Raw genomic sequence first — 26,095 nt, 5'->3', positions numbered from 1 at the left:
CTGCCTCTGGGTGGATGTGCGCGGTATTCGCCACGGCGATGGCTGCTGCTTTGCGCATTTCTTGTGCCCCGATTCTTGTCGGCTTCCTCATAACAATCTAATCGAATTTCAGAATCGCTTCATAGCCTTTCGGTTAACATGATTCATGACCCAGATAGACCGCGCCCTGCGTTCCAACATCAAGCTGCGCCATCTGCAGCTGCTGGTGGCGCTGGACCAGTTCCGCCACCTGGGCCGGACCGCCGAGTTCCTGTCGGTCAGCCAGCCCGCCGTCTCGAAAATGCTCTCCGAGGTCGAGAGCATGCTCGAGCTCACCCTGTTCGACCGCTCCACCCGAGGGACAGAACCGACCTCCAGCGGCCAGGCGCTGATCCGGTTTGCCCGCTCGGTGCTGGCCGAATATGAGCGCACGCGCGACGAGATTTCCGCGGTGGCCAGCGGCGCGGCCGGACGCACGCGTGTGGGCGCCATGGTGGTGGCCATGCCCGTGCTGCTGGCGGGCGCCGTCAAGCTGCTCAAGCAGCGTTCAACCCTGGCAACCGTGCTGGTCGAGGAAGGTGACCTGACGCGGCTGTTGCCGCGGCTGCGCATGGGCGAGCTGGACCTGTTCGTCGGCCGCCTGGAGCCAGGCTACGCCGCCCCCGACCTGGTGACGGAGGCGCTGTTCGACGAGCCCATGGTGGCCGTGGTCAAACACGGCCATGCGCTCATGCGCCAGAAAAAACCGGGCTGGAACGACCTGGCCGGCATGCCCTGCGTGCTGCCCCCGCCCTGGGCATCGCTGCGCGTGAAGCTCGAACAGACTTTTTTTCGCCACGGCCTGAACCCGCCCAGCGACATCATCGAGACATCGTCCTTCCTGGCGCTCAGCACCTTTGTGCAGCAGCGTGACGCGGCCGGATTCCTGGCGCGCTCGGTCGCCCTGCACTTCCAGCGGGAAGGTTTGTTCGACGTCCTGGCTATCGAGGTTCCGATCGAACTGCCGCCCATAGGGCTCATCACCGTGCGGGGCCGGCGCTTGACGCCCAGCAGCGAGCAGTTGATGGCCTGCCTGCGCCTGACCGCGGAATCCATCCGGCAATCCGATCCGCAGGCCAAGGCTCGCAAGCCGGCGGCCAGGCGGCGCAGCGTGGCGTGAGTCCTTCCCCCGCTGGGGAAAGGAGCAAGAATCAGACTGCGCTGAAATCCGGCTTGCGCTTGTAGCGAAACCGCCAGCCCGCTTCGCGGTCGTCCTTCGGACGCAGACCTCAGACTGCGCTGAAGTCTGGCCGGCGCTTTTAACGAAACCGCCAGCCCGCTTCGCGGCCGTCCTTCGGACGCAGACTTCAGACTGCGCTGAAGTCTGGCCGGCGCTTTTAACGAAACCGCCAGCCCGCTTCGCGGCCGTCCTTCGGACGCAGACTTCAGACTGCGCTGAAGTCTGGCCGGCGCTTTTAACGAAACCGCCAGCCCGCTTCGCGGCCGTCCTTCGGACGCAGACTTCAGACTGCGCTGAAGTCTGGCCGGCGCTTTTCAAGAAAGGCCGAAAACGCCTCGCGCGCAGCCGGCTCACCCAGCATGCGGCCAAAACTCGCGCCTTCTTCGGCCATGCGCTCGGCCACCAGGGTGGCGTTGCCTTTTTTCATGAGGCGCTTGGTTTCCATCAGCGCGCTCAGCGGCTTGGCGACCAGCTTTTGCGCCTGCCTTTGCGCCAGCGCATTGGCTTCGGTGGGCGGCACGATGCGGTTGATCAAGCCGATTTCGAGCGCGGTCTCCGCCATGAAGGGTTCGCCCAGCAATAGCGCCTCGGCCGCGCGCGGGTAACCCATGAGCTGGGGCACCAGCAGGCTGGACGCCGCCTCGGGGCACAGGCCCAGGTTCACAAAAGGCATGGAGAAAGCGGCATTGTCGCCCGCGTACACCAGGTCGCAATGCAGCAGCAGCGTGGTGCCTATGCCGACGGCCGGGCCGCACACCGAGGCCACCAGCGGCTTGGGAAAGCTGCTGATGCCGCGCAGGAAGCGGAACACCGGCGAGTCCTGCGTCGCGGGCGGCTTGTTCAGGAAGTCGGCAATGTCGTTGCCGGCCGAAAAAATCGTCTCATGGCCCTGGATGACCACGGCGCGCACCGCCGTGTCGTGGTTGGCGGCTTCCAGCGCGTCGGCCATGGCGCCGTACATGGCGGAGGTGATGGAGTTTTTCTTGTCCAGGCGGTTCAGCGTGATGGTCATCACGCCGGCGTCGACATGGCTCAGGATTTCGGGGATAGGGGTGGGAGTGTTCATGGTGTTTCCGTCAAGACCTCAAGTGTCTCATTCCTTGTAATAGACGACCTGCGTGCTGGTGGCCAGCAGCACGCCGGCTTCGCTCCACAGCTGCGCCGTCTGGTCGAAAAAGCCGTTGCGAAAGGCCTGGGCCTTGGCCTGGCCCAGCAAAAAGCCGTCGCCGCATTCGGCAAGCTGCCGGCTGTCCGCATGGAAGTAAGTCGTGATGGAGACCGTGCCGGCCGGCACGCGCGTGGCGCGGCGCAGCCAGACGCGCGGGTAGAACACATCGGACATGGCGGCCAGCGCCGGGAAATCCAGCGGGCGCGGCGGGTCGTCGCGCACCCACAACTGCGTGAGGCTGTCCACGCCGCTGCCGTCCCAGACCTGCGGAATCACGCCGCGCACCGGCCGCATGTCGTAGCGGTTGGTCCAGGCCGACGTGGCAAAACGCAAGCGGCCCGTCGCATCGGCCAGCGTCACCGCGGGCATGGGTGTGTCGTCAAGGCTCCAGGTTTCGCGGCGCACCGCCGTGACGGCCGTGGCTGTCATCACGGCACCGGCGGCATCGCCGTCCTGCGACAGCTCCACCGTCCAGTGCTGGGTGGAGCGGTTGGTGCGCGCCGGTCTGGCCGTCACGCTGAAAGGCCCTTCGGCCATGGCCGCCGCATAGTTCACCGTCAGCGCCACCGGCTCGCCCAGCAAGGCCGGGTGCAGCAGGATGGCACGCAGGGCCGTGGCAGCCGTGGTGCCGCCGAAGGGCCCCACCATGTTCCAGTAGTCGGGGCTGCTGTGGCCCAGCCAGGTGTCCGGCCTGTCGGCGCCGGCGGCTGTTAGCCGCAGCGCCTGGTCAAAAGAATGCATGCTTGTCATGCCGGCAAGTTTGCACGAACTTCGCGACTCAGGCCGTCGTCCTGGCGACGCCGGCCATGCCTTCGATGATTTGCTGGGCGCGCGGCCACAGGGTGTTGTTGAACTGCTCGCGAAAGAATCCGAAATGGCCTATGCGCTTGACCTTCAGGTCCGCCGGCGTGATGCGCTCAAAGGTGCGCGGCGCATTGGCATACAGGTTGATCAGGTTTTGCGTGCCGCGCCAGGTCATCAGTTCATCGTCGGCGATGGACAGCGCCGTGACCGGAAAGCTGACTTTGCCGTAACTCAGGCGCGCGCTTTCGCCCTCGGCGCCCACGCTGTACTGCGGGTTCAAACACCACTTGCGCCACTGCATCATCACGCCGGCCGGCAGGTCGCCGACCTTGCGCAGCGAGCGGCCCGGGAAATAGCCGAAAAGCCGCGTCGCCAGCGGCACCAGCACGTACCAGAAATACAGAATCATGCGCCTGAGCTGGGGTGCGTTGTCGCGCCAGTAGCCGCTGCCCGCCGCAATGCTGACCATGCCGTCAACCTTGTGCTGGTTCTTGAAGAAACCCGGCAGTTGCGCGCCCAGGCTGTGGCCCAAAAGGTAAAGCGGCGCATCGGGCAAGGCCGCCTTGGCGGCATCGACCACGGCCTCGTAGTCGCCGGCCCAGTCCAGCAGGTCGGCCTTGAAGCCGCGCAGGCTGCCACCGGCCGTGGCCGGCAACGAGTCGCCCGAGCCGCGGTAGTCAAAGGTCGTGACACGAAAACCCTGGCTGGACAGCCACTGCGCAAACGGCGCGTAGTAATGCTGCCGCACGCCCATGGCGCCGCCTATCACCACGCTGGTGTGGGCGGCTTGCGTGACGTCATAAACCCGCAGCGAGAGCTGCGCGGTGCCGGTGGCCAGAGTCTGGATTTGCATCGATGTCTCCTGAAAGTATCAGCAATTACCGTCAACTAACTCGGCGCCACGCCCCCCCGCAACAGCCTCAAGGGCGTAGCGAGCGGGATGCAGTGCGAGGCGCGGGTGCCCGAAGAAAACCGGAGCGACCTTCAGGGTCGTGAGGATTTTCTTTGGGCTGCAACGACGCAATGCGCCCGCGCAGTAGCCCCACGCTACACGCGCTCGAAGATGCCGGCTGCGCCCTGTCCCATCCCCACGCACATGGTCACCATGCCGTATCTCAGTTGATGCCTGTGCAAAGCATGAATCACGGTAGCCGCCCGGATCGCTCCCGTCGCGCCCAGCGGATGGCCCAGCGCAATCGCGCCGCCCATGCGGTTGACCTTGGCCGGGTCCAGCTTGAGCGTGTTGATCACGGCCAGCGACTGCGCGGCAAAGGCTTCGTTCAGCTCGATCCAGTCCATGTCGTCCTGCGTAAGGCCGGCATAACGCAGTGCGGCGGGAATCGCCTCAATCGGGCCAATGCCCATGATTTCAGGCGGCACGCCTTTGGCGGCGTAACTCACAAAACGCGCCAGCGGCTTGAGGCCGAACTGTTTGACGGCTTTTTCACTGGCCAGCACCAGCGCGCCCGCGCCGTCGGAGGTCTGCGAGCTGTTGCCGGCGGTGACCGAACCGCGCGCGGCAAACACCGTCTTGAGCTTGGCCAGGCCTTCGAGCGAGGTGTCGGGGCGTGGGCCCTCGTCCAGGCTCACGGTGCGGGTCTTGGCGACCACTTCACCAGTTTCCAGGTTGGCCGTGCGGTCGGTCACTTCGACGGGCGTGATTTCATTGCTGAACTCGCCGGCCTGCTGGGCCTTGATCGCCTTGAGGTGCGACTCGAGCGCGAACTGGTCCTGCGCCTCGCGCGAGACCTTCCACTGCTGGGCCACCTTCTCGGCCGTCAGGCCCATGCCGTAAGCAATGCCGACGTTTTCGTCGTTCATGAACATATTGGGCGACAGCGAAGGCGAGTTGCCCGACATCGGCACCATGCTCATGCTTTCGGTGCCGGCGGCAATCATCACGTCGGCTTCGCCCACGCGGATGCGGTCGGCCGCCATCTGGATGGCCGACAGGCCCGAGGCGCAGAAACGGTTGACGGTGATGCCGCCCACACTGGTCGGCAGGCCGGCCAGCACCGCGCCTATGCGCGCCACGTTCAAGCCCTGCGGGCCTTCGGGAATCGCGCAGCCGCAAATGATGTCTTCAATCGCCTTGGGGTCCAGCGAGGGCACTTGCGCGAGCGCGGCCTGCAGCGCCTTGACCAGCAGGTCGTCGGGCCGCGTGTTGCGGAAATAGCCCCTGTGCGAGCGCCCTATGGGCGTGCGCGTGGCGGCGACGATGTAGGCTTCCTGGACTTGTTTGGCCATGATGGTTTCCTTCAATTTCTCGGTTAACTTTTCCGCGGGCCGGAGGGAATCCAGGCCCAGACAAATTCGCATTCCACCGGGTTCACACCGGCCTCATCGGTCACCACGACCGGCACCTTGACTTCACCCTTGTCGCTGGCCCGCATGGCTGCGCGCTGCTCATCGCTCAGCGTCGCCACGGCGCGCAGGGCGCCGGTGGCGCGCTTTTTGAACGCCATCTTGAGTTCCTTGGCCAGCGGGATGCAGTCGTCGCGCACATTCATGCCCACCACCATGCCGGTGGCGGTTTCCGCCAGCAGGTTCATGGCCGAGGCGTGCACGCCGCCTATGTAGTTTTGCACCTTCTTCTCGTTCCTGATGCCGATCTCGACCCGGCCCGTGCCCATCTCGAGGAAGTCCAGGCCGGCGGTACCGGTGAAGGGCACGGCGCGGCGCAGCACCACGCTGCGAAACCAGGGGCGGGCAAAAGCCGGCACTTCATCGAGCCGCTGCAGTTGCCGCGCCAGGCGGTTGGGTGATTGATCGTTCATCAGTTACGGACCGGTTTGCCGGTGCTCATCATTCCCATGATCCGCTCTTGCGTTTTCGGGTGTTCGAGCAAAGAGCAGAAAGCCTTGCGCTCCAGCGTCATCAAATACTCTTCCGTCACCAGGCTGCCGGCATCGACGTCGCCGCCGCAGACCACACCCGCGATCAGGCCGGCGATGTGGAAGTCATGGGCGCTGATAAAACCGCCGTCGCGCATATTGACCAGCTGGCCCTTGATGGTGGCCAGGCCGTTGCGGCCCACCACGGGAAACTGGCGTTTGTGCGGCGCGCGGTAGCCCGAGTTGAACAGCGCGCGCGCCTCGTTGAGCGCGACGAAGAGCAATTCATCCTTGTTCGGCACGATCACGTCGCTGTCGAGCAAATAGCCGATTTTGCGGCTTTCAATCGCGCTGGTGCCGACCTTGGCCATCGCGGCGGCCGTGAAGCCTTCGGTCAGGAAAGGCAGGATGTCCTTGTTGGTCGAAGTGCTGGCGTTTTCCGCGGCGCGGCGCGCGATGTAAGCCAGGCCGCCGGCGCCGGGCACCAGGCCCACACCGACTTCCACCAGGCCGATATAGCTTTCCATCGCGACCACCCGTTTGGCCGAATGCACCGCCATTTCGCAGCCGCCGCCGAGTGCGATGCCGCGAATCGCCGACACCACGGGCACGGCCGCATAGCGCAGCTTGAGCATCACGTTCTGCAGTTCGGCCTCGGCTCCCTCAATCGCCTTGGCGCCGCCCATCATGAAGGCCGGCAGCATGGCCTGCAGGTCGGCGCCGGCCGAGAACATCTCGTCGTTGGACCAGATGACCATGCCCTTGTAGCTTTTCTCGGCCAGGTCCACGCCCATGGCCAGGCCCTCGGCCACGTCGGGGCTGATGGCGTGCATCTTGGTCTTGATGCTGGCGATCAGCACATCATCGTTCGCACCGCCCAGCGTCCAGAGGCGTATCGCGTCGTCCTCATGCAAGGTGGTGCCGGCGGTTTCGAACGCGGGCGCCTTCGAGCCCAGCACGTCCTCGGGGAAAAACTGGCGCTCGTACACCGGCAGCTTGCGGCGCGGGATGAATTTTTTGGCCGACGCGCTCCACGAGCCTTCGGCCGTGTGCACACCGCCGGCCTCGGCCACCGGGCCCTTGAACACCCACTCGGGCAGCGGCGCCTTGGACAGCGCCTTGCCGGCGTCAATGTCTTCCTGTATCCAGGTGGCGACCTGCTTCCAGCCGGCCTGCTGCCAGAGCTCAAACGGGCCCTGCTTGGAACCAAAGCCCCAGCGCATCGCGAAGTCGATGTCGCGCGCGGTTTCGGCAATGCTTTCCAGGTGCACTGCGGCGTAATGGAACTGGTCGCGCAGTATGGCCCAGAGGAAGCGCGCTTCCGCACCCTCTGCTTCGCGCAGCAGCTTCAGGCGTTCGCCCGCGGGCTTCTTGAGCATGCGGCCGACAACTTCATTGGCCTTGGCGCCGGCGGGCACGTACTCCATGCTCTCCGGGTCCAGGCGCAGGATGTCGCGGCCCTGTTTTTTGTAAAAGCCGGCGCCGGTCTTCTGGCCCAGGCTTTTGGATTCCAGCAGCTTGGCCAGCACAGGCGGCGTGCCGTAGATGTCCGAGAACGGGTCTTCGACCTTGCCGGGGCCCAGGTTGTCCTGCAGCGTCTTGATGACATGGGCCATGGTGTCCAGGCCCACCACGTCGGCGGTGCGGAAAGTGCCCGAGCTTGCGCGGCCCAGCTTCTTGCCGGTCAGGTCGTCGACCACATCGTAGGTGAGTTTGAAGGCTTCGGCTTCCTTGATGGTGGCCAGCATGCTGGCGATGCCCACGCGGTTGGCGATGAAGTTGGGGGTGTCGTGGGCGCGTATCACGCCCTTGCCCAGCGCGCTGGTGACAAAGGCTTCCAGGTCGTCCAGCACCTTGGGTTCGGTGGTCGGCGTATTGATCAGTTCCACCAGCGTCATGTAGCGCGGCGGGTTGAAGAAGTGGATGCCGCAAAACCGCGGCTTGATGGACTCGGGCAAGGCCTCGCTGAGCTTGGTGATGGACAGGCCCGAGGTGTTGCTGGCCACGATGGCGCCGTCGGCGATGAAGGGCGCGATCTTGTGGTACAGGTCGGTCTTCCAGTCCATGCGCTCGGCAATCGCCTCGATGACGAGGTCGCATTCGCGCAGCAGCTCCATGTTCTCTTCGTAGTTGGCCTGCTGGATCAGCGCCGCGTCCTCGGGCACGCCCAGCGGGGCCGGCTTGAGCTTTTTGAGGCCCTCGACCGCCTTGATGACGATGCCGTTCTTGGGACCTTCCTTGGCGGGCAGGTCGAACAGGATCACCGGTACCTTGACGTTGACCAGGTGGGCGGCGATCTGCGCGCCCATGACGCCGGCGCCGAGCACGGCGACTTTTTTGACTTGGAATCGTGACATGGTTAAGACCTTGTTGGGGATGACTGGTTGAAAAATTCGAGCACCGCGCTCCAGTAGCGCTGCGGCTCGTCGCGCATGCCGTGGGTGTGCTCGGCCTTGTCGAGGATCACGCGCTGGATGCGCTCCGGCCTGGAGGCGGCCTGTTGCAGGGCGTCGCCGAAATGCACCGGCGTCCAGCGGTCGGCCCGGCTGTGGATCAGCAACACGTCCACGTCGCGCATATTGGCGAGGTGGTGCACGGGCCGCAGGCGCAGCTCGGCCTGCGGACTGATACGCCGGCTGATATTGAGCACCGCGTGGGCAAAGGGGTAAGCTTTCCAGAAATCGGGCAGCGTGGGCGAGCAACCTTCAGCCACCACCTTGTCGTAGGGGAAATCCGCTTCGGCGATCGCGCTCAGCGTGTTCATCGCGCCGAAGGAGGCCGTCAGCGCATGCACCGGCAGGCCGGCAAACGCGCCGCGTGCCCAATTACCCACCGACAACGCATCGCCGGGAAAATCAAAATTGGTCGACGGGCTTTCGCCAAAGCCGTTGAAGTCGAAAGCCACCACATGAAAGCCGGCATCGAGCAGTGCCTGGGCATGGCCGTGGCGCAGCCAGAAACCCTTGCAGGCATAACCCATGGGATGGGCGCACACCACGACGCCGCGCGGAGGCAGCGGCGTGCGCGCCACGATGGCCTCGAGCCGGCTGCTGCTGCGGCTGGTGATGTGCACCCGCTCCCAGCCTTCCTGCGGCACGTCGGCGGGCCAGCGCCAGGGTTTCATGAAGCGGCCGAAAAACGGCTTCTTGAGCAGGTAATGCCCATACCAGCGGCGCGCGGCCGGCGGGCTGCTTGCAGCGTCGCCAAAAGTCATGGACCGCAGGCGGGAAATTGCTTCACCCATGGCAGCCCCTCGCTTTTATGGCATTCATGGCAAACGCGTCCAGGTCTGGGTACGGCCGAAGGGACCGATGGACCCGCGCACTTCCATCTTTTTGCCGCCTTCAATCGGGGTCATCTTGAGGGAGTAGCTTTTTCCGCTGTCCGGATCCAGGATCTTGCCGCCTTCCCAGACATCGCCGTCGGGCGACTTCCTGGCGCCGCGAATGATTTCCAGGCCCAGGCGTGGCTTGTCCTTGCGGTCATCGGTGCATTCGGTGCAAATGTCGTCGGGCTTGACGCCGGGGGACATGCGTTTTTCGACTTTGCCATTGAGCACACCGCCGGCTTCAGTGATACGGACCTCGAATTTGGGATCACCGGTTTTTTCGTCGAAGCCGCGCCACAAACCCACTGGCGTGTTCTGGGCCAAGGCCGGGATGGCCATCAGGCCCAGAACGATCATCAACAATTTTCTTTTCATGGTCTCTCCCGTCGATCTGTTCAAGAGGCTCAGGCCAGCGCTTCGTCGGTGTCCATCAGCGACTTGCTGCCGGCGCGCGCGGTGCGCATCAGCGTCGCGGTTTCGGGGAACAGCTTGGCGAAGTAAAAACGCGCGGTCTGCAGCTTGGCTACGTAGAACTTGTCGGTGTTGCCGGCGGCGATTTCGCGCAGCGCGGTCTGCGCCATCAGCGCCCAGAAGTAACCGAACACCAGGTGGCCGGCCACGCGCAGGTAGTCGACGGCGGCGGCACCCACTTCGTCGGGGTTCTGGAAGCCCTTGAAGCCCAGTTCAGTGGTGAACTTGGTCATCTGGTCGGCCAGGTAGGCCAGCGGGTTGATGAACTCGGCCATCTTCTCGTTGACGCCTTCCTCGGCGATCAGCGCGGCGATCACCTTGCCGAACTTCTTCAGCGTGGCGCCGTTGTTGCCCAGGATCTTGCGGCCCAGCAGGTCCAGCGACTGGATGGTGTTGGTGCCTTCATAAATCATGTTGATGCGGTTGTCGCGCACGAACTGCTCCATGCCCCATTCCTTGATAAAGCCGTGGCCGCCGAAAACCTGCATGCAGGCATTGGTGGCAATGTGGCCGTTGTCGGTCAGGAAGGCTTTGACGATGGGCGTGAGCAGGGCGACGATCTCGCCGGAGTCCTTGCGCACCTTCTCGTCGGGGTGGTTCAGCTCCTTGTCGAGCAGCAGCGTGCAGTAGATCGCCAGGGCCCGGCCGCCTTCGGCATAGGCCTTGGCCGTCAGCAGCATCTTGCGCACGTCGGGGTGCACGATGATGGGGTCGGCCGGCTTGTCCTTGGCCTTGACGCCTGACAGCGAACGCATCTGGATGCGGTCCTTGGCGTAGGCCAGCGCGTTCTGGTAAGCCACTTCGGTCAGGCCCAGCGACTGGTTGCCCACGCCCAGGCGGGCGGCGTTCATCATCACAAACATCGCGGCCAGGCCCTTGTTGGGCGCACCCACCATGGTGCCCACGGCGCCGTCCAGCACCATCTGCGCGGTGGCGTTGCCGTGTATGCCCATCTTGTGCTCCAGGCCACCGCAGTAGATGTCATTGCGCGAACCGATGGCGCCGTCCTTGCCGATGTTGAACTTGGGCACGGCGAACAGGCTGATGCCCTTGCTGCCCTGGGGCGCGTCCGGCAGGCGGGCCAGCACCAGGTGCACGATGTTGGCAGCCATGTCGTGTTCACCGGCGCTGATGAAGATCTTGTTGCCGGTCAGGCGGTAGGTGCCGTCGGGCTGCGGCTCGGCCTTGGTGCGCAGGAGGCCCAGGTCGGTGCCGCAGTGCGGCTCGGTCAGGCACATGGTGCCTGTCCATTCGCCGCTGGTCAGCTTGGGCAGGTAGAGTTTTTTCTGCTCGTCGGTGCCGTGGGCATGCAGGGCTTCGTAGGCGCCGTGCGACAGACCCGGGTACATGGTCCAGGCCTGGTTGGCCGAGTTCAGCATTTCATACAGGCACTGGTTCACCACAAAAGGCAGGCCCTGGCCGCCGTATTCCGGGTCGCAGCTCAGCGCGGCCCAGCCACCTTCAACGTACTTGGCATAGGCTTCCTTGAAACCCTTGGGCGGCGTGACTTCGTGGGTGGCCTTGTCGAGCTTGCAGCCCTCTTCGTCGCCGCTGATGTTCAGCGGGAAGGTCACTTCGGCGGCGAATTTGCCGGCTTCCTCGAGCACCGCGTTGATGGTGTCCGCATCGACCTCCGCATGCTTGGGGATGGCCTTGAATTCATCGGTGACCTTGAGCACTTCGTGCATGACGAACTGCATGTCGCGCAAGGGTGGGTTGTACTGGGGCATGGTCGGTAGGTCCTTTAGCGTTAAACCGGTTTGGAAGGGGAGGCTTTGCCCGAAGATTTTTTGGGCGAAGCGGTAGAAGGAGTGGAAGAAGCGGCCGTTGCGTCGCCGTAGCGGGCCAGGATGTTGGCAAAGCCCGTGTTGGCGCGGTCCATGGAGCCCGGCGTCTTCAGGAAGCGGGCCTCGTAATGCAGCGCCAGGATCAGGCCGTGGATTTCAAAAGCCATCTGGTGCTCGTCGGCGTCGGGGCGCAGATGGCCGGCTTCCTTGGCCTGCACCACCGCGCGGTACATGGCCGCCAGCCAGGTGCGCACCGAGCCGGCCAGCGCATCGCGCACCGGGCCCGGCCTGTCGTCAAACTCGACGGCGCCGCTGATGTAGAGGCAGCCTGAATCGATTTCCAGCGAGGTGCGCTTCATCCAGTTGTGGAACAGCGCCGCCAGGCGCGGCAGGCCGCGCGGCTGCTGCAGGGCCGGGAAGAAGACTTCTTCCTCGAAACGCACGTGGTACTCGCGGATCACCGAGATCTGCAATTCCTCGCGCGAGCCAAAATGGGCGAACACGCCGGACTTGCTCATGCGCATGACCTCGGCCAGCGCGCCTATGCTCAGGCCCTCCAGCCCGATCTGCGTGGCCAGGCCCAGGGCCGCATCCACAATGGCCGCCTTGGTCTGCTGGCCTTTTTGCTGGCTTTTGGCTACGGCGCTGCCCGCGACGGGGACGCGGGAGGCTTTGGCGGGAAGTTCTGTGACGGGCATGAGGTACTACAAAATAAAACGAACGGTCGTTCTATTTTGCAACACTTTGATGACCATGGGCAAGCCGGGGTTGTTGGCTGCCTGCTTATAGGGGCCCCGTACTAACCGTGGCACGGGTAAACCCTTGGCCGCCTTCAGAGGCGCGACAGCCTGCGCGCAACGCACAGGTCAGGCAATTCTCACTGCGCCAGGCCGAGGGACGCAAGGCTTTGGATAAGCGCCACCCGTGATTTGAGATTTTGTACAGACATTGTCCGGCCGCGGGCAAACACGTCTGAACTGCCCCGCCCAGGCCCGAATAATCCACGGGCCAAAACCGAACCAGTCAAAAGTAAAAGAGGGCAGGGAGCAAAGATGAAACAGCACATTCACAGGGGCGTTGCCGCCGCTGCCATGCTGGCCGCACTCGGCGGGAGCCAGGCGGCCTGGGCCGACACCAAAGTCCGCGCCAGCAGCTTCGAATACGACGCCAGCGGGTTGCTGGTCAAGGAAGTGGTCGAACCGGGCAGCCCCAACGACTGCCTGCAAACCAGCTACGGCTACGACAGCTTCGGCAACAAGAGCAGCGTCACCACATCGGCCTGCGCGGGCGCAACAGGCTACGCAATCTCCAGCGCCACCACACCGCGCAGCGCCAGCAGCAGCTACGGCAGCGATGGCCGCTTTCCGCTCAGCACCAGCAACGTCCTGGGGCAAAGCGAGACCAAGCAGTACGACGCCCGCTTCGGCGCGACGTCCAGCCTCATCGGCCCCAACAACCTGGCCACCCGCTGGGAATACGACGACTTCGGCAGGAAAAGCAAAGAAACCCGTGCCGACAGCACCTACACCAGCTGGGCCTACAAACTCTGCACCGACGCCGGCATCAGCTGCCCCGGCCCCCTGGGCGGGGCTGTGCTCAAGTGGGTCGCCATCGAACAAAGTTATGCGGCCAACGCCACCGTCAACGCCCCCGAGAAGCGCGCTTACTACGACACCCTGAACCGCGTCGTGCGCAGCCAGACAGCGGGCTTTGACGGCACAGGCGCCGCTCCCACCCTGGTCCAGGACACCGAATACGACGCCCTGGGCCGCGTGGCCCGCAAATCCAATGTCTACAAACTGGTCGGCGGCATCGCCTACTGGGCAAGTTACACCTACGACGCACTCGGCCGCGTGATTCGCGAAGAATCCCCCGACCCCGACGCCCCGGGCGGCATCGCCGTCACCACCCAGAGCTACAGCGGCCTGACCACGGTGGTCACCAACAGCAAAGGCCAAACCAGAACCACCACCAGGAACGCCCAGGGCCAGGTGATTGAGGTAAGAGACACCCAAGGCAACATCGTCAGCTACACCTATGACGCGCTGGGCCAGCTGATACAGACCAACGCCGCCGGCTCCATCACCACCCTGGCTTACAACCAGCGCGGGCAAAAGACCAGCATGGCCGACCCCGCCATGGGCGCCTGGGAGTACCGCTACAACGCCTTTGGCGAGCTCGTCTGGCAGCGCGACAGCCTGGGCCAGGTCGTCACCATGGCCTACGACAGCCTGGGCCGCATGACCCAGCGCAGCGAGCCCGACCTGGTCAGCCGCTGGAGCTACGACACCAGGTTTGACGGCAATGCCTGCGGCAAGGGCGTCGGCAAACTCTGCGAGGCCACCGCCGACAACGGCTACAAACGCGTGCACACCTATGATGCACTCGGCCGCCCGAGCAGCACCGCCACCGTGCTGGACAACCCAGCCACGCCAGCGGTGGTCAGCATTGCCTATGACGCCGTCACCGGCCGCATGGCCGGCAAGACCTGGCCCACGGGCTACCAGGCCAGCTATGTCTACAGCGCCACCGGCTACCTGAAACAAGTCAACGGCGGCGGCAGCAATGGCTTTACCCAGACCGTCAGCTACGAAGTGCTGGCCATGGATGCCCAGGGCCATATCACCCAGTACAGGCAGGGCAACCAGGTCAGCACCGTCAGGGCCTACAACGAGGCCACCGGCAAATTGACCGGCCAGACCGCCACCCGGGACGGACAGGCCAGCGGCAATGTGCTGAGCCAGAGCTATACCTATGACTCCCTGGGCAACCTCAAGACCCGGGCCGACAACTCGCCCGGCGTGGGCACCCAGGAGAGCTTTGCTTATGACAGCTTGAACCGGCTGACGCTGGCAACCGTGCTGGGCGGGGCCGTGAGCCCGCCGAGCACGACGGAGGTGATGTACGACGCCAGGGGCAACATCAGCTACAAAAGCGATGTGGGCCGCTACTGGTATGACGGCGCGCGGCCCAACCGCATGACCGGTATCACGCTGGAGACGGCGCCGGGTGCGCAGGTGGCGCTGACAGGAACCCGGGCCCTGGCCTATGCCTTTGATGACTACAAGAGCGGGGCGCAAACGGTCAATGGAACGGCATTGGGCAACGGCAACCTCTGGTACACGGTCAGCCAGGATGCGGTGAACAACAGGCGGACCGTGCGCTGGGAGGGCTATACCAGTTTCAACATGCCCGCCAGGATCGAGTTTGGCGCCCTGGTCAATGCGGCCAATCCCACGGCCACCACCACCGACAAGAGCCTGGCCTTTGTTTACGGCCCTGAGCACCAGCGCATCAAACAGACTGTCACGGGCGGGCCGAATCCGGGCACCACCTGGTACTTGAATGGCGAGGACTCATTGGGCCTCTCCTACGAAAAAGAGGTCAAGGCCACGGGCATCACGGAAAACAAACATTACGTGAGCGCCGGCGGCCTGGTGTTTGCGCTGTTCACCCAAAGAACGGGAACGCTGGGCTCAAGCCCCGCGACGGCCACCAGTTACTTCCACCACGACCATCTGGGCAGCATTGTGGCGGTCAGCGACCAGACGGGCGCCGTGGTCGAGCGCATGGCCTTTGATCCCTGGGGCAAGCGGCGCTTTGTGAACGGCACGCCGGACGTGCTGGACTCCATCGTCGGATTCAACACCGACCGCGGCTACACCCTGCATGAGCACCTTGACGAGATGGGGGTGATTCATATGAATGGGCGGGTCTATGACCCACTTATCGGACGGTTCATGAGTGCCGATCCCTTCATTCAAAGCCCGGAAGACTTGCAGAGCCACAACCGGTATGCCTATGTGATGAACAATCCCTTGGCCTACACGGACCCTAGCGGTTATTTTAATTTGGGAAGCGCCCTGGCAAGTGCCTGGCGTGATGTCTGGCGCAGCACGCTTTTTCAGGCGGTGGCGACAATCTTCATTGCCACGACCGTAGGCCCGGAAGCCGCAGCAATATATACAGGCGCACGCACTACCTATGAAACAGGATCTTTAAAGCAAGGGTTGAAGGCTGCAGCAGTCAGTTACGGAACGGCGCAGGCATTCATTGCCGTTGGCGGCATGCAGCTTGGTGCCGGTACGCCTGAAAACATTGCCGCCCATGCGGCTGTGGGTTGCGTCTCCAGTGTCGCCAGTGGCAGTAATTGCAAATCGGGTGCACTGTCTGCAGGGGTTGCTGAGCTGGCTACGCCGTATGTCAAGTTCGATACCCGCGCGGCCAATGTGGCAGCACGTGCCGTTATCGGTGGTAGTGCTTCGGTGCTTGGTGGCGGGAAGTTTGAGAATGGGGCCGTGACCGCGGCTTTTGGATATCTCTATAACGAATTGCAACACACAGCAGGAACGACGGATCAACGGTACTACTCTGCGGGCTATGCAACCAACGACGAGATTACCAACGCGCGAATTTGGAAACTTGACCCTTGGAATTTTGATCCCAGCATGAAAATTGATACGGTTTCCGGTATCAATGCAGTCGCTAGTGAAATGGGGGTCGACCTACGCATTGTTCAAGGTTTTCGTACATGGCAAGAGCAAGACGATCTGTACGCTTCAGGCCGAACAAAGCCCGGCGCTATCGTCACAATGGCTCCGGGCGGACGAAGCAACCACAACTATGGACTGGCGTTCGACGTTGCCGGACGGATGGCAGGCGGTAGCATTAGCTGGTCAATCAACTATGGTGCAGTCAACGCAGTTCTGAATAGATACGACTTCGAGTGGGGTGGAAATTGGAAGTCGTTTAAAGACCAACCGCACTTCGAACGGAAAGTTCGTACCCGGTAGCAAGTTATTCAATGACCTCAAATCTCGCTATTTGTCCTGCGATCGTGCTGAGTATGAGCAGAGGAATTTCACTCTGCTTACTGGTCATGCTCGCGACTCTCCCGACACAAGCGCTGTCCTTGGGAAGGGCCGGCTGTACCGCGAAGGAGGTCGCGCGAATATTGAGTCTGAATGAACCGAAAACCCGAGGCCGCGTACTCGCCGCGAGTGAAGTGAACTCCACCGAAGGCGCGTCCTGGCTCATCAAAAGCGAACGGGGCCGAGTGACTTTCCTGCGTCGGACGGACTATGGAGAGAACGGGAAATCGCAGACAGACTACTTGTTTCTTCGCAAAGACATGTTTCTCGCGAAACAGGAGACATACACCTACGCAGAGCCGATTTATATCAACAAAGCCGTCGCTCCCAAGCTGACAAAGTCAGAGCTCTTTGTGATGTGCAAAGGGCGGGCCTGGATTTCCGTCAGGAAAGACGAGTCCGTGGACGCGCAAAGGATGCGCGAACCATGGGACATTCAATCAAAAATCGAGACCCCCGAACTCGCCGGGATGGCCTTTGGCATTGAGTGAGTTCGCGCTCGCGAACTCACCGCTCAAAAGCACTAGATTCCTAGCGCAGACTCAAGACCATTAAAGCTTGAACGCCACCACCGTCTGGTGCTGCTCGCCCAAGCCCTCAATTCCCAGCGACATCGTGTCGCCCTTTTTCAGGAAAACCGGCGGCTTCATGCCCAGGCCCACGCCGGGCGGGGTGCCGGTGGTGATCACGTCGCCGGGCTCCAGGGTCATGAACTGGCTCACGTAGCTGATGATCTTGGCCACGCTGAAGATCATTGTTTTGGTAGATCCGTTTTGCACGCGCTTGCCGTTGACTTCCAGCCACATGGACAGCTTTTGCGGGTTCGGCACTTCGTCGCGCGTGACCAGCCAGGGGCCCAGGGGGCCGAAGGTGTCGCAGCCCTTGCCCTTGTCCCAGGTGCCGCCGCGCTCGATCTGGAATTCGCGTTCGCTGACGTCGTTGATGGTGCAGTAGCCGGCCACGTGGTTGAGCGCCTCTTTTTGCGAGACGTAACGCGCCTGCTTGCCGATGATCACGCCGAGCTCGACTTCCCAGTCGGTCTTGACCGAGTTCTTGGGCAGCATGATGGGATCGTTGGGGCCCTGGATGCAGCTGGTGGCCTTCATGAAGACGACGGGCTCGGCCGGAATCGGCAAGCCGGATTCGGCGGCGTGGTCGGCGTAGTTCAGGCCTATGGCGATGAATTTGCGCGTTCCGGTGATGGGGCTGCCGTAGCGCGGCGAGCCCTTGACCAGCGGCAGCTTGTCGGTCTTGAGTTTGGCCAGTTTGGCCAGCGCGGCGTCGCCGAGCTGGTCGGGGCCTATGTCCTTGATGACGCTGCTGAGGTCGCGCAGCTTGCCATTGGCATCGATGAGGCCGGGTTTTTCCTTGCCGGGGTTGCCATAACGAACGAGTTTCATGGTTTTTCCTTTGGATGAATCAGGTTAAAAGTTAATATGTTGAACGGCCGCCGGAGAGGTCAAACACCGCGCCTGTCGAAAAAGAACAATCCTCGGTGCACAGCCAGCTGACCATGGCCGCCACCTCATCGGGCGTGCCGAAGCGGCCCATGGGGATTTTCGAGAGCATGAACTGGATGAACTCGGGTGTCATCTGCTCAAAAATCGGGGTTTTCACCGCGGCCGGCGTCACGCAGTTGACGCGCACGCCGGTGTCGGCGAGCTCCTTGCCCAGCGATTTTGTCAGTGCGATCACCGCCGCCTTGCTGGCGCTGTAGGCGCTGGCATTGGGGTTGCCCTCCTTGCCGGCGACCGAGGCGATGTTGACGATGCGCCCGTAGTTGCGCGCGCGCATGTGCGGCAGGACTTCGCGGCAGCAGAAGAACAGGCCGTTGAGGTTGACCTGCTGCACCTGCATCCATTGCTCGGGCGGGTAGTCCCAGAGCTTGACGTTGGGGCCGGTGATGCCGGCCGAGTTGACCAGCGCGTCTATGACCGGATTGTGGGCAACCGTCTGTTTGACCGCCTCCACCACGCTCGCATGGCTGCCGACGTCAACCGCCACGGTGTGCACACCGGCGCCCAGGCCGGACTTCGCTTTTTCCAGCGCCTCGGGCTTGATATCCCACAAGGTGACGCTTGCGCCCGAGGCCAGCATGCGCTCTGCGATCGCAAAACCCAGGCCGACCGCGCCACCCGTGATCACCGCGTGCCGACCTTTCAGGTCGAGCTGGTTCATATGGTGATGCCGCCGTCGATGTTGTAGGCCTGGCCGGTCACAAAGGCGGATTCGTCGCTGGCCAGGAAGGTCACCAGCGGCGCGATTTCATGCGCCTGGGCCAGGCGTCCCAGCGGCTGGCGCGCGATAAAGGCCTTGCGCGCCTCCACCGGGTCGGCATTGGCGTTGATGCGGTCCTGCAGCGAGGGCGTGTCGACGGTGCCGGGGCAGATGGCGTTGCAGCGCACGCCGTCGGCCACAAAGTCCGCCGCCACGCTTTTGGTGAGGCCTATCACCGCGGCCTTGGTCGTGCCGTAGATAAAGCGGTTGGGCAGGCCCTTGATGCTGCCGCAGACGCTGGCCATGTTGATGATGCTGCCGCGTTTTTGGGCCTGCATTTTCGGCAGCACGGCCTGGATCATCCAGAACTGCGCGCGCACATTGAGCTGGAAGGCGAACTCGAGTTCTTCGTCGGTGGCCTGCAGCGCCGTGCCGCCGTGCACAAAGCCCGCGCAGTTGAACAGCACGTCCAGTGCCGGCAGGCCGCCCACCAGCTTGTGGATGGCGGCCTTGTCGAGCACGTCCAGCGGCAGCGCGGTGATGTTAGCCACGCCTTTGTAGCTTTCCAGCAGCTTGGGGTTCAGGTCGGTGGCCCAGACCTGCGCACCTTCAGCCGCCAGCGCCAGCGCGCTGGCGCGCCCAATGCCCTGGCCGGCTGCGGTAATCAGTGCCTTCTTTCCTTCAAGTCTCATCAGTGCTCCTACAGGGTTTTGCCGGATGTTGTCCCGGGGGTTTCATGGGATTATCAATTGGTCTGACCACTTGTCCAATTCTGGCTTACCCTTAAGCCGCCCATTCTTCTCTTTACCCCCTTTCGCATCGCCTTCCATGCCCCTGCAGACCGTCGAACCGCAACGCCTGTACCGCCAGATCGCCGAGCAGCTGCGCACGCTGATCTCCGCCGGTGAGTGGGCCGTGGGCGCGCGCCTGCCGGCCGAGCGCGACCTGGCGCGCCAGCTTGGTGTGAGCCGGCCCTCGGTGCGCGAGGCGCTGATCGCGATGGAAGTCGAGGGCTGGGTCGAGGTGCGCACCGGCTCCGGCGTCTATGTGCTGGACCGCAGCGGCGCGCCCAGTACCGGCAACGGCCGGGCCGGCGAGATACCCCCCGACGAATGGGGCCCGCTGGAACTGATACGCGCGCGCCGCGTGGTGGAGGGCGAAGTCGCCGCCATGGCCGCCACCCAGGCCAAGCGCAAGCACATAGAGGCGATGGCCAAGGCCATCGCCAGCATGCAGGCCGACGCCGACCGGGGCGTGCTGCCACTGGAAGGCGACCGGGCTTTCCACAGCGCCATCGTCGAGTCCTGCGGCAATGTGGTGCTGATCGAAACCGTACAGCGCTTCTGGGATTCGCGGCGCGGCCCGCTGTTCGAACGCCTGGGCGGCCATTTTGAAACCGTGGAATCCTGGCGATCGGCCATTGCGGAGCACCAGGCAATTTTTGAAGCCGTGCGCGACCGCAACCCCGATGCCGCGCGCGCGGCCATGCATGAACACATGGACCATTCGCACAAACGCTTCAGCGTGAGCTGGCGCCGGACCAAGCACCAGAAGACTCCCAAAAAATAAGAAGAAGCATTCCCGCCCCCGGAGATTTCCCTCAACCGCAACTTGGCACTACAACAAAAGAAAGCGAGACAAACATGAATTTCCTGACCCACACCAAGCGACTGGCCGCGGCGCTGCTGCTGTCCACGGGCCTGTGTGCCATCGCCACGGCCCAGCCCTACCCGAACAAGCCGATTGAAGTGATGGTGGCCTTCCAGCCCGGTGGCGGCACCGACTCGCTGGCGCGCGCCTATGCCGAAGCAGCCAAAAAATACACCACCCAGTCGCTGGTGGTCTATAACAAGCCCGGTGCCAGCGGCGCCATAGGCCTGGCCGATGTGGTGAACGCCAAGCCCGACGGCTACAAGATCGCCATGCTCTTCGTCGAGGTGACCATCCTCCCGCACATGGGCATCACCAAGATCACGCAGGACGACTTCATCCCGATCGCCCGCCTCAACGCCGACCCGGCCGCCATCACGGTGCGCGCCGATTCGCCCTACAACACGATTGAGGATTTCCTCGCCGCCGCCAAAAAGACCGGCAGCGACGTGAAGGTCGGCAACGCCGGCAACGGCTCCATCTGGCACCTGGCCGCCGCCTCGCTCGAAGAGAAAACCGGCGCCAAGTTCAACCACATTCCCTTCCAGGGCGCGGGCCCCGCCGTGCTGGCCCTGCTGGGCGGCCACGTGGACGCCGTGGGCGTGAGCCCGGCCGAAGTCGCGGTGCACGTGGCCGCCGGCAAGCTCAAGATCCTGGGCGTGATGGCCGACCAGCGCGTCAAGGGCTTTGAGAACGTGCCCACGATGAAGGAACGCAAGATAGACCTGTCCATAGGCACCTGGCGCGGACTGGGCGTGGCCAAGGGCACGCCGCCGGAAGTGGTGGACTACATACGCGCCATGACCAAAAAGGCCGCCGACGAACCCATCATGAAAGAAGTCATGGACAAGCTCAACCTGGGCTATGCCTATGCCGACGGCCCCGCCTTCAAGGCGCAGATGGTGCGCGACAACGACACCTTCAAGCAACTGGTGACCAAGCTCAACCTGAAGAACTGAGGCAGCAGGCTTCACGGCCTGCGCGCTGGCGCGCACGGCCGGTTTTCCCTTTCATGCCAGCACACCCTTTGAGGAGACAACCATGAATACCTTCCACACCAAACGATTCGCCGTCAAAACCCTGGCCGCCTGCGCGCTGATGGCAAGCGCCCTGGGCTTTTCCGGCATGGCCTCGGCGCAAACGAAGCTGAAATGGGCGCACGTCTATGAAACTTCGGAGCCCTTCCACAAATGGTCGGTCTGGGCCGGTGACGAAATCAAGAAGCGCACCAACGGCAAGTACGAGATCCAGGTGTTCCCGGCTTCCACGCTGGGCAAGGAGGCCGACATCAACCAGGGCCTGACCCTGGGCACGGTGGACATCATCCTCACCGGCGCGAGTTTTGCCGGCCGCACCTACCAGCCGCTGGCCATCGGTTACTTCCCCTTCATCTTCCGCGACGCCGAGCACCAGCTCAAGTTCGCCAAGAGCGACGTGTTCAAGGAGCTGGCCGCCGGCTACGACCAGAAAAGCGGCAACCACATCACCGCGCTCAATTATTACGGCGCGCGCCATGTGACCTCCAGCGCGGCCCGCCCCATCACCAAGCCTGAAGACATGAAAGGCCTGAAGATCCGCGTGCCCGACGCGCCGGCCTATATGGCTTTTCCCAAGGCGCTGGGCGCCAACCCGACGCCGATTGCCTTTGCCGAGGTCTACCTGGCGCTGCAAAACGGCACGGTGGACGCGCAGGAGAATCCGCTGCCGACCATAGAAGCCAAGAAGTTCTATGAGGTGCAAAAAAACATCTCGCTGACCGGCCATATCGTCGATTCGCTGCTGACCGTGGTCTCGGGCCAGCTCTGGGGCAAGCTCACCGCCGACGAGAAAAAGATCTTCAGCGACGTGATGCTGGAAGCCGCCGAAAAGACCGGCCGCGAGATCATCGCCTCCGAGGCCCGGCTGGTCGATGAGTTCAAAAAGAAGGGCAACAACGTGATCACGGTCGACAAGGACGCCTTCCGCGCGGCGGTGCTCAAGAGCACCACGCCTGCGGACCAGGGTTACCGCCAGGCAGACTACGACCGCATCATCAATCTGCGGTAGCCACCCGTAAAGCTACTGCGCGGCCAGATCTCGCGCCTGTGATGCTCGCCGTACGGAAGTACGGCTGCGCTTCTCGACGCGACCTCTGGCCGCTCGCTACGCTTTCCGGGTGACTACCGGCGCCCTGCTGCACAAAGAGAAAGATTAAGGAAACACGATGACCGAAAAAATCATCAGCGACGACGGTTCATTCCACACCGAGGACGAGGCGGTGGATCTGTCCACCACCACGGCCGAGGGCTGGGTGGCCCTGGCATTTTTCTGGCTGCTGGGCGCCACGGTGCTGTACCAGTTCGTCACGCGTTATGTTTTCAACGACTCGGCCGCCTGGACCGAGGAGATCGCGCGTTACGAGCTGATCGCCGTGGTCTTCATAGGCGCGGCCATAGGCGTGGCCAAGAACAACCACATCCAGGTGGATTTTTTCTACCGCCACATGCCGGCAAAGATGGGCCGCGCCATGTCCACGCTGACGGACCTGCTGCGCATCGCCTTTTACGGCGCGGCGGTGTTCATGACCGGGCAGATGATGGCCAAGATCGGCAACCAGACCCGCATGACCATCGTGGACCTGCCCATGAACATCGTCTACGGCCTGTGCCTGCTGGGCTTTGCGGCCATGCTGGTCCGGTCACTGCAAGTGGCGCTGATCCATTACCGCCGCGGCTACAGCGTGCTGGAGCGCCCCGAATCCACCATGCAAGACCGCTGAACGCGACAGACCCCTCACCATCATGCTCAAAATATTTTTCCTGATCTTCATGGGCGCCGGCATCCCGGTCGCCGTCGCCATGGCGGGCGCCTCGCTGGTCTACATCCTGGTCACCGGCAACCTGCCGCCTTTTGTGGTGATACACCGCATGGTGTCGGGCATAGACAGCTTCCCCTTGCTGGCCGTGCCTTTCTTTATCCTGGCCGGCAACCTGATGAACAACGCCGGCATCACCACCCGCATCTACAACTTCGCGCTGGCGCTGGTGGGCTGGCTCAAGGGCGGCCTGGGCCACGTCAACGTGCTGGGCTCGGTGATCTTTGCCGGCATGAGCGGCACGGCGATCGCCGATGCGGCCGGCCTGGGCACCATTGAAATCAAGGCCATGAAGGAGCACGGTTATTCCTCGGAATTCGCGGTCGGCGTGACAGCCGCCTCGGCCACGCTGGGCCCCATCATCCCGCCCAGCCTGCCTTTTGTGATCTACGGAATGATGGCCAATGTGTCGATTGGCGCTTTGTTCCTGGCCGGCCTGCTGCCGGGCCTGTTGATGGCGGTGCTGATGATGCTGACGGTAGCCTACTTCGCCCACAAGAACAAATGGGGCGCCGACATCAAGTTCTCGGGCAGCAAGCTGGCCAAGGCCCTGGTCGAGCTGGCAGTCGTGGCGGCCTGGCCGCTGGTGCTGTGGGCGCTGATCACCATGGCGGGCGCGCCCGCGCAGGCCACGGTGATTGCCGGGCTGGTGGCACTGTTTGTGCTCGACAAGATTTTTAAATTCGAGGCCGTGCTGCCCATCATGACGCCGGTGCTGCTGATAGGCGGCATGACGACCGGCCTCTTCACGCCCACCGAGGGCGCGATCGCGGCCTGCGTCTGGGCCATGGTGCTGGGCTTTTGGTGGTACAAGGCGCTGAAGTTCAAGATGTTCGTCAAGGTCTGCCTGGACACCGTCGAGACCACCTCCACCGTGCTGTTCATCGTGGCGGCCGCGTCCATCTTCGGCTGGATGCTGACAGCCACCGGCGTGACCACCGCGATCGCCGCCTGGGTGCTGGGCTTTACCCAGAGCCCCTGGGTGTTTTTGCTGCTGGCCAACCTGCTGATGCTGTTTGTGGGCTGCTTCCTGGAGCCCACCGCCGCCATCACCATCCTGGTGCCCATCCTGCTGCCCATCACCGCGCAGCTGGGCATAGACCCTGTGCATTTCGGCCTGGTGATGGTGCTCAACCTCATGATCGGCCTCTTGCACCCGCCCATGGGCATGGTGCTGTTTGTGCTGGCGCGCGTGGCCAATCTTTCGGTGGAGCGCACCACCGTGGCCATATTGCCCTGGCTGGTGCCGCTGCTATTGAGCCTGGGCATCATCACCTACTTCCCCCGCTTGGTACTCTGGTTGCCGAAGATGTTTTACTGAATGCGATACAACCGGGGATACAACGCCCCATCACCTCCACGATGATTTCCATGACGACCACCACGCCCTTTATTCGCCTCCATCCCGCCGACGACGTCCTGATTGCCCGAGCCCAGCTGGTGGGCGGCACCCAGGTCGAAAACATCACCGTGCGCGGCCTGATCCCCTCCGGCCACAAGATCGCCACGCGCGCGCTGGCCGCGGGCGAGCCGGTGCGGCGCTACAACCAGATCATCGGTTTCGCGAGCAAGCCGATTGCGCCCGGCGAGCATGTGCACACGCACAACCTCGACATGGGGCCCGACAAAGGCGACTTCGCGCGCGACTACGCCTTCGGCGCCGACGTGAAGCCGGCGCCCGCCAGGCGCGAGGCGACCTTCATGGGCATCAAGCGGCCCGACGGCCGCGTGGCCACGCGCAATTACATCGGCATACTCTCCAGCGTCAACTGCTCGGCCACGGCGGCGCGCGCGATCGCCGACCATTTTTCGCGGCAGAACAACCCCTCGGCGCTGAAAGACTTTCCCAACGTCGACGGCGTGGTCGCGCTCACGCACGGCACGGGCTGCGGCATGGACTCCGACGGCCTGGGCCTGCAGATCCTGCAGCGCACGCTGACCGGTTATGCCACGCACCCCAACTTCGCGGGCGTGCTGGTGGTAGGCCTGGGCTGCGAGTCCAACCAGATCAACGCCTGGCTGGCCCACGGCAGCCTGCGCGAGGGTGAAACCCTGCGCGTCTTCAGCATCCAGGACACGGGCGGCACGGCCAAGACCGTGGCCAAGGGCATCGCCATGATCAAGGAGATGCTGCCGCAGGCCAACGCCGTGAAACGCGAACCCTGCAGCGCCGCCCACATCACCATAGGTTTGCAGTGCGGCGGCTCCGACGGCTATTCGGGCATCAGCGCCAACCCGGCGCTGGGCGCGGCGGTGGACCTGCTGGTGGCCCACGGCGGCACCGCCATCCTCAGCGAGACGCCCGAAATCTACGGCGCCGAGCATCTGCTCACGCGGCGCGCCGTGCGGCCCGAGATCGCCGAGAAGCTGATCTCGCGCATCAAGTGGTGGGAGCACTACACCGAAATCAACGATGGCGAGATGAACAACAACCCTTCGCCCGGCAACAAGGCCGGCGGGCTGACCACCATCCTCGAAAAATCGCTGGGCGCGGTGGCCAAAGGCGGCACCTCCAACCTCGAGGCGGTGTATGAATACGCCGAACCCGTGGGCGCGCACGGTTTTGTCTATATGGACACGCCGGGCTACGACCCGGTCAGCGCCACGGGCCAGGTGGCCGGCGGCGCCAACATCATCTGCTTTACCACCGGCCGCGGCTCGGCCTATGGCTGCGCGCCCTCGCCTTCGCTCAAGCTCGCCACCAACTCGGCGCTGTGGCAGCGGCAGGAAGAAGACATGGACATCAACTGCGGCGAAATCATCGACGGCGGCGTGTCGGTGCAGGAAATGGGGCAGCGCATCTTCGAGATGGTGCTGGCCACGGCCTCGGGCGAACCCAGCAAGAGCGAAAAACACGGCTACGGCCAGAACGAGTTCGTGCCCTGGCAAGTCGGCGCCGTGATGTAAACCTCA

Annotated in this window: 22 protein-coding genes; 9 read left to right on the top strand and 13 right to left on the bottom strand. The window is 63.5% G+C overall.

What is annotated here, in order from left to right:
- Positions 1–145: 145 nt before the first annotated feature.
- Positions 146–1,138 carry a LysR substrate-binding domain-containing protein gene (locus tag ACEN9P_RS14690; protein WP_495619668.1) on the top strand — a complete coding sequence of 331 codons (993 nt, stop codon included), beginning with the start codon at positions 146–148 and terminating at the stop codon, positions 1,136–1,138.
- 343 nt (positions 1,139–1,481) lie between these two features.
- On the opposite strand, the gene ACEN9P_RS14685 is transcribed toward ACEN9P_RS14690, so the two are convergent.
- The 10 genes from ACEN9P_RS14685 to ACEN9P_RS14640 form a co-directional block, all read right to left on the bottom strand.
- Positions 1,482–2,264 (bottom strand): enoyl-CoA hydratase, encoded by a 783-nt coding sequence (locus ACEN9P_RS14685; RefSeq protein WP_495619667.1) that lies wholly within the window; start codon positions 2,262–2,264, stop codon positions 1,482–1,484.
- 27 nt (positions 2,265–2,291) lie between these two features.
- Positions 2,292–3,116 carry an acyl-CoA thioesterase gene (locus ACEN9P_RS14680; protein WP_495619666.1) on the bottom strand — a complete coding sequence of 275 codons (825 nt, stop codon included), beginning with the start codon at positions 3,114–3,116 and terminating at the stop codon, positions 2,292–2,294.
- A gap of 28 nt (positions 3,117–3,144) precedes the next feature.
- Positions 3,145–4,023 (bottom strand): alpha/beta hydrolase family protein, encoded by an 879-nt coding sequence (locus ACEN9P_RS14675; RefSeq protein ID WP_495619665.1) that lies wholly within the window; start codon positions 4,021–4,023, stop codon positions 3,145–3,147.
- 194 nt (positions 4,024–4,217) lie between these two features.
- Positions 4,218–5,417, bottom strand: a complete 1,200-nt coding sequence (locus ACEN9P_RS14670) for an acetyl-CoA C-acyltransferase (RefSeq protein WP_477663244.1) — start codon at positions 5,415–5,417, stop codon at positions 4,218–4,220.
- 23 nt (positions 5,418–5,440) lie between these two features.
- Complete coding sequence (locus tag ACEN9P_RS14665) at positions 5,441–5,947, bottom strand: DUF4442 domain-containing protein (protein WP_495619664.1); 507 nt, start codon at positions 5,945–5,947, stop codon at positions 5,441–5,443.
- Complete coding sequence (locus ACEN9P_RS14660; protein ID WP_495619663.1) at positions 5,947–8,361, bottom strand: 3-hydroxyacyl-CoA dehydrogenase/enoyl-CoA hydratase family protein; 2,415 nt, start codon at positions 8,359–8,361, stop codon at positions 5,947–5,949. The genes ACEN9P_RS14665 and ACEN9P_RS14660 overlap by 1 nt, the downstream gene beginning before the upstream one ends.
- A gap of 2 nt (positions 8,362–8,363) precedes the next feature.
- The gene (locus ACEN9P_RS14655) at positions 8,364–9,248 is read right to left on the bottom strand and encodes an alpha/beta hydrolase (protein ID WP_495619662.1); all 885 of its coding nucleotides are present in this window, start codon (positions 9,246–9,248) and stop codon (positions 8,364–8,366) included.
- Between the two features lie 24 nt (positions 9,249–9,272).
- Positions 9,273–9,707, bottom strand: a complete 435-nt coding sequence (locus ACEN9P_RS14650; protein WP_495619661.1) for a DUF2147 domain-containing protein — start codon at positions 9,705–9,707, stop codon at positions 9,273–9,275.
- Positions 9,708–9,736: 29 nt separating this feature from the next.
- Positions 9,737–11,533, bottom strand: a complete 1,797-nt coding sequence (locus tag ACEN9P_RS14645; RefSeq protein WP_495619660.1) for an acyl-CoA dehydrogenase C-terminal domain-containing protein — start codon at positions 11,531–11,533, stop codon at positions 9,737–9,739.
- Positions 11,534–11,553: 20 nt separating this feature from the next.
- Positions 11,554–12,288, bottom strand: a complete 735-nt coding sequence (locus tag ACEN9P_RS14640; protein WP_495619659.1) for a TetR/AcrR family transcriptional regulator — start codon at positions 12,286–12,288, stop codon at positions 11,554–11,556.
- Positions 12,289–12,642: 354 nt separating this feature from the next.
- Between ACEN9P_RS14640 and ACEN9P_RS14635 the strand changes: the two genes are divergently transcribed.
- Positions 12,643–16,383 carry an RHS repeat-associated core domain-containing protein gene (locus ACEN9P_RS14635; protein WP_495619658.1) on the top strand — a complete coding sequence of 1,247 codons (3,741 nt, stop codon included), beginning with the start codon at positions 12,643–12,645 and terminating at the stop codon, positions 16,381–16,383.
- 11 nt (positions 16,384–16,394) lie between these two features.
- On the top strand, positions 16,395–16,952 hold the full coding sequence (locus ACEN9P_RS14630) for a hypothetical protein (protein WP_495619657.1): 558 nt from the start codon (positions 16,395–16,397) through the stop codon (positions 16,950–16,952).
- A 60-nt stretch (positions 16,953–17,012) separates the two neighbouring features.
- Here ACEN9P_RS14630 and ACEN9P_RS14625 read toward each other — a convergent pair whose 3' ends face one another.
- Genes ACEN9P_RS14625 through ACEN9P_RS14615 form a run of 3 tightly spaced genes read right to left on the bottom strand, consistent with a single transcriptional unit; the run spans position 17,013 to position 19,370 of the window.
- On the bottom strand, positions 17,013–17,861 hold the full coding sequence (locus ACEN9P_RS14625) for a fumarylacetoacetate hydrolase family protein (RefSeq protein WP_495619656.1): 849 nt from the start codon (positions 17,859–17,861) through the stop codon (positions 17,013–17,015).
- Between the two features lie 31 nt (positions 17,862–17,892).
- A complete protein-coding gene (locus tag ACEN9P_RS14620; RefSeq protein WP_495619655.1) occupies positions 17,893–18,639 on the bottom strand; it encodes an SDR family NAD(P)-dependent oxidoreductase in 747 nt (248 codons plus the stop codon).
- The gene (locus ACEN9P_RS14615; protein WP_477663235.1) at positions 18,636–19,370 is read right to left on the bottom strand and encodes an SDR family oxidoreductase; all 735 of its coding nucleotides are present in this window, start codon (positions 19,368–19,370) and stop codon (positions 18,636–18,638) included. Before ACEN9P_RS14615 ends, ACEN9P_RS14620 begins: the two co-directional genes overlap by 4 nt.
- Positions 19,371–19,506: 136 nt before the next feature.
- Between ACEN9P_RS14615 and ACEN9P_RS14610 the strand changes: the two genes are divergently transcribed.
- The 6 genes from ACEN9P_RS14610 to ACEN9P_RS14585 all read left to right on the top strand — a co-directional run bounded on the left by ACEN9P_RS14610 (position 19,507) and on the right by ACEN9P_RS14585 (position 26,089).
- Positions 19,507–20,247: a FadR/GntR family transcriptional regulator gene (locus tag ACEN9P_RS14610; RefSeq protein WP_477663234.1), complete on the top strand. Its 741-nt coding sequence runs from the start codon at positions 19,507–19,509 to the stop codon at positions 20,245–20,247.
- 74 nt (positions 20,248–20,321) lie between these two features.
- Complete coding sequence (locus tag ACEN9P_RS14605) at positions 20,322–21,287, top strand: tripartite tricarboxylate transporter substrate binding protein (protein WP_477663233.1); 966 nt, start codon at positions 20,322–20,324, stop codon at positions 21,285–21,287.
- Between the two features lie 82 nt (positions 21,288–21,369).
- Positions 21,370–22,374: a sialic acid TRAP transporter substrate-binding protein SiaP gene (locus tag ACEN9P_RS14600; RefSeq protein ID WP_495619654.1), complete on the top strand. Its 1,005-nt coding sequence runs from the start codon at positions 21,370–21,372 to the stop codon at positions 22,372–22,374.
- A 157-nt stretch (positions 22,375–22,531) separates the two neighbouring features.
- Positions 22,532–23,086, top strand: coding sequence for a TRAP transporter small permease (locus ACEN9P_RS14595; protein WP_495619653.1), 555 nt, complete (start codon positions 22,532–22,534; stop codon positions 23,084–23,086).
- A gap of 22 nt (positions 23,087–23,108) precedes the next feature.
- Complete coding sequence (locus ACEN9P_RS14590) at positions 23,109–24,503, top strand: TRAP transporter large permease (protein ID WP_495619652.1); 1,395 nt, start codon at positions 23,109–23,111, stop codon at positions 24,501–24,503.
- Positions 24,504–24,553: 50 nt separating this feature from the next.
- Positions 24,554–26,089: a UxaA family hydrolase gene (locus ACEN9P_RS14585; RefSeq protein ID WP_495619651.1), complete on the top strand. Its 1,536-nt coding sequence runs from the start codon at positions 24,554–24,556 to the stop codon at positions 26,087–26,089.
- Positions 26,090–26,095: the final 6 nt, after the last annotated feature.

The sequence above is a fragment of the Polaromonas sp. Polasp52 genome (assembly GCF_059491565.1).
This window is presented reverse-complemented; position numbering and strand designations above follow the sequence as displayed.